Origin of the sequence: Nostoc sp. FACHB-133, from assembly GCF_014698055.1 — a bacterium.
Classification (GTDB): Bacteria; Cyanobacteriota; Cyanobacteriia; order Cyanobacteriales; family Nostocaceae; genus Nostoc.
In genome coordinates, this window is the sequence record NZ_JACJSH010000153.1 from 1 (window position 1) to 3,463 (window position 3,463).

Sequence of the window (3,463 nt, forward strand, 5' to 3'; positions counted from 1 at the left end):
ATACCCTTAAACGGCTGCCCATATACCTGTTACCGTGGTAGATACATTATGTGTATTTACTTATCTTTACACAATTTGGTTTTTTCACCCTGTCCTACTTAAATGCTAAATTTTATTTAGCCACCCAGCAGGAGTTTTCTTTTTCTTATGTGGTTCTGGTCTGCCGATTCAGTAGAACAAGAATTATTTGATTTGTACGCTCCAGCCCTGCGTTCGCTCGGCGTAAATTTCAGTGACGAGCAACTCCAAGACACTCTAGAAGCAGCAAGCTATTGTTTAGAAGATGCTTTCAGGAGCGCAATCGTTTATATACTCTGGCTCGAAGAAAACCTGAAGCCGATCTACCCGACTGCGATACTAATCGACGCACTGGCAAATCAATGGCGCACCAAATACTGGAAGCCGGAGTATTTAGAACTTGAACAGTTGCTCTCAAGAGGAAAGCGCTGGTGGAGGGCAGCAGTGGATAAGTGGGGTTACGACGAGCGTAATCAACTGGTTGCAGATATATTTTACGACCACGGGCAGGAATTTCTTAAGTTTCGCAATGGGAAAGAAATTCTGGTTGATACTGCTTATATGTGGGGTCTATTGGCAAATTTGGATTTTTGGTGTGACTCAACATTTAAGTAACTTGTTAGCAACCCTATATTTTATATACCGCTAAAAACCAGCTTTAATATCTGCCATTGCTCCTTGGGTCATCGCTGCAATTATTCGCTCTGTTGTTTTAGGTAAGTAATAATATTTCCCACCTGCCTGTTGCGCTATCTCTTTGGGCAACCCACTAGAAATAAACTTATTTTCTGTATCAATGACTAATAACTGTATTCCTAATTTCCGAATTTTTACAGCAATATCTAGCACTTCCCCTTTAATATCTGGTTTCTCTTCGCCCAAAAACGCTTGACCAAGGGAGCGAGACAGAGGAATATTCGCTCCACCGTCGGTAACGAGTACAATTACAACTTGACCAATATCTTTGGATTGCATAGCATTTAAGCCAACTCGTACTGCTTGAGCTAGACCGTGAGCCAAAGGAGTACCTCCACCACAAGGTAAGCGATTTAGCCGTTTGTGAGCGGCGGTAATTGAGCGAGTGGGAGGTAACAACACCTCTGCACGTTCGCCCCGGACGGGAATTAAAGCAATTTGGTCGCGGCTACGGTATGCTTGCGTTAGCAATTGCAAAGCTGCACCTTTGGCTGATTGCATTCGATTTAAGGCCATTGAGCCAGAAGCATCAACGACAAAAATGACTAATGCTCCGGCTTTGCGGGCTAATCGCTTCACCCGGATATCGTCATCTTCAATAATCACCCGACGACCAGGCTGACGCTGGTGACGTATCTTTTGATGAGGAGCAGCAGCTCGCAAGGTGGCATCTATAGCAATCCGTTGAATTTTTCCCTTGGGAAACATCGGCTTGACATAGCGTCCTCGGTCTTGAGAAAAAATCAACCCACGTCCCCCTGCTTTACCCCGTCTGCGATGGGCAATTTTAGCAAAGTAAAGTACCACCGGGTCAAGGATTACTCCTTCTGGAGTGAGGACAAATTCTTCAGGGATACTCGGTGTTTCCTGTTCGGTTTTCTCCTGGGTTTCAGTGTCTGTTTGTTCCGGTTGTTCTGATTGCGGTTCTGGTGGCGGTGGCGGCTGTTCTATCGTTGACTCAATTACTATTGCTCTGGGTACAATTACTAATTCCACTGCATGGCGTAAATCCTCAGCATTCACTTCTAACCGTTCATTCAAAGCCGCGCTAGCTTTCGCAACTCGCAGTGCAAACAATTCGGCGCGATGTCCCTGCACCTGACCGCGAATAGCTTCGTTGACTAAGTAGTTAATCTGCTCGCGTTTAATTCGCACATCTGTCAGTAATGCTCGCGCTAGAATAATTTGAGTTTTGAGGTCGGCGATGTCCTCAGCATATTGCCAGAGAAATTTTTGCGGAGATTCTGCATAACTGACAACTTGCTCAACAGCTTGGACACGCTCATCTATACTCAACACCTCATCAGCAGAAAGCGCGAGCGCAATTCGGTCAAGTAAATGTTCTCGCAGTTTACCTTCTTCTGGATTATAGGTAGCAATGAACAAAGGTTTACAGGGATGTTGAAAACTAATGCCCTCCCGCTCAATTTGGTTACGCCCCTCCGCTAAAATAGCCAAGAGCGGATTAGCAATATGCTCCTCCAGCAAATTAATCTCATCAACATACAAAATCCCCCGGTGTGCCTGTGCTAACAATCCTGGTTGAAATACCGTCTCTCCTTGCTTGATTGACTGACTCACATCCACCGACCCCAGCAATCTATCTTCAGTCACACCCAGGGGAACTTGCACAAAAGGAACAGGAATTACTTCTGTTGGCAGTAGGGAGAAATTAGTTTGTCCATCCTTCTGCTTCCTGCCTCTTATAACTGTTTCATCATCCCACTCATCTGGTTTATTGGGATCACAATTGCAGCAAGAATCCTGAACTACTTCGATAGGGGGAAGCAAGGCATGGAGAGCGCGAGCCATAACTGATTTAGCTGTACCACGACGACCGGAAATGACCATCCCTCCTAAATCAGGGTCTACTGCTACGATTAATAGCGCTAATTTAATCGCCTGATGACCAATTATAGCTGTCAGGGGAAAGGTAGGAATTAAAGATGAGTAACTCGATAAATTCATTAGGTACTCCCCTTGAATATTTGTAGCACCTGGGGGATTTTGAGTAGTTTTTTAATCAAACACCGAAATTTACATTTATCTTTTCAACAAACTGTAACCCTTCTAAAGCCTCTTTCGCTCCTGTCTAAAGCCTCAGTTTTTCAAAAACCTCTCAGCAAACCCTTGCTTTCTATTCCCTTTCTAATCAAGCTATTTGATAAGAAGTTTTGGAGTCATCGTCCGCATTGCGTCTTTTTGAGGCTAAGGTTATGCAACTTCAAAGCCTATCAGCTTATTTAAGCCAGCAAGTAAGACAATTATAGCCAATCCTAATTAAAGGATAGATTTCTGTTATGAAAGAGTTGTGAAGATGCTTAAAACTTAACCTTGTTTTGTCACTTTCGTGGCAGTATAAGAAGGTGGAAAAGTGGTTAAATTCGGCACAAAAAATGGTATATCCTTGTCAATACTTCTCGGTTAAGGGGAAAGGGGAAAGGGTAAAAAAAACCTTTAACCCTTACCCTTTACCCTTTCCCCCAAACCCGATTTCGAGTTAAAAATGCTTAACCGAGAAGTAGCGAGTATTGTATTAGCTCGACTTTATCCATTTTTGATTTAGTCAGGCAGCGTAAACAGCAATATCCCTCAAACGCTCAAATAAAAGACGAGGGACTTTTATCATTTGAGTGGTTTCGGAAGACGTGGAAAAAGTACTAGCCCATAAAAATCGCCTAACTAAAGCTAGTGCATCCGAAAAAGTAGGCAAAGCTTTGGAGTACCAAATTGTTTGCTTAATTGTCCA

Annotated in this window: 2 protein-coding genes; one reads left to right on the plus strand and one right to left on the minus strand. The window is 43.5% G+C overall.

Features of this window, described 5'->3' with window-relative positions; translation table 11 throughout:
* Window positions 1–147 precede the first annotated feature (147 nt).
* Window positions 148–633 carry a hypothetical protein gene (locus H6G86_RS37985; protein WP_190938706.1) on the plus strand — a complete coding sequence of 162 codons (486 nt, stop codon included), beginning with the start codon at window positions 148–150 and terminating at the stop codon, window positions 631–633.
* A gap of 30 nt (window positions 634–663) precedes the next feature.
* Here H6G86_RS37985 and bchD read toward each other — a convergent pair whose 3' ends face one another.
* On the minus strand, window positions 664–2,682 hold the full coding sequence (gene bchD, locus H6G86_RS37990; protein WP_190938707.1) for a magnesium chelatase ATPase subunit D: 2,019 nt from the start codon (window positions 2,680–2,682) through the stop codon (window positions 664–666).
* Window positions 2,683–3,463 lie beyond the last annotated feature (781 nt).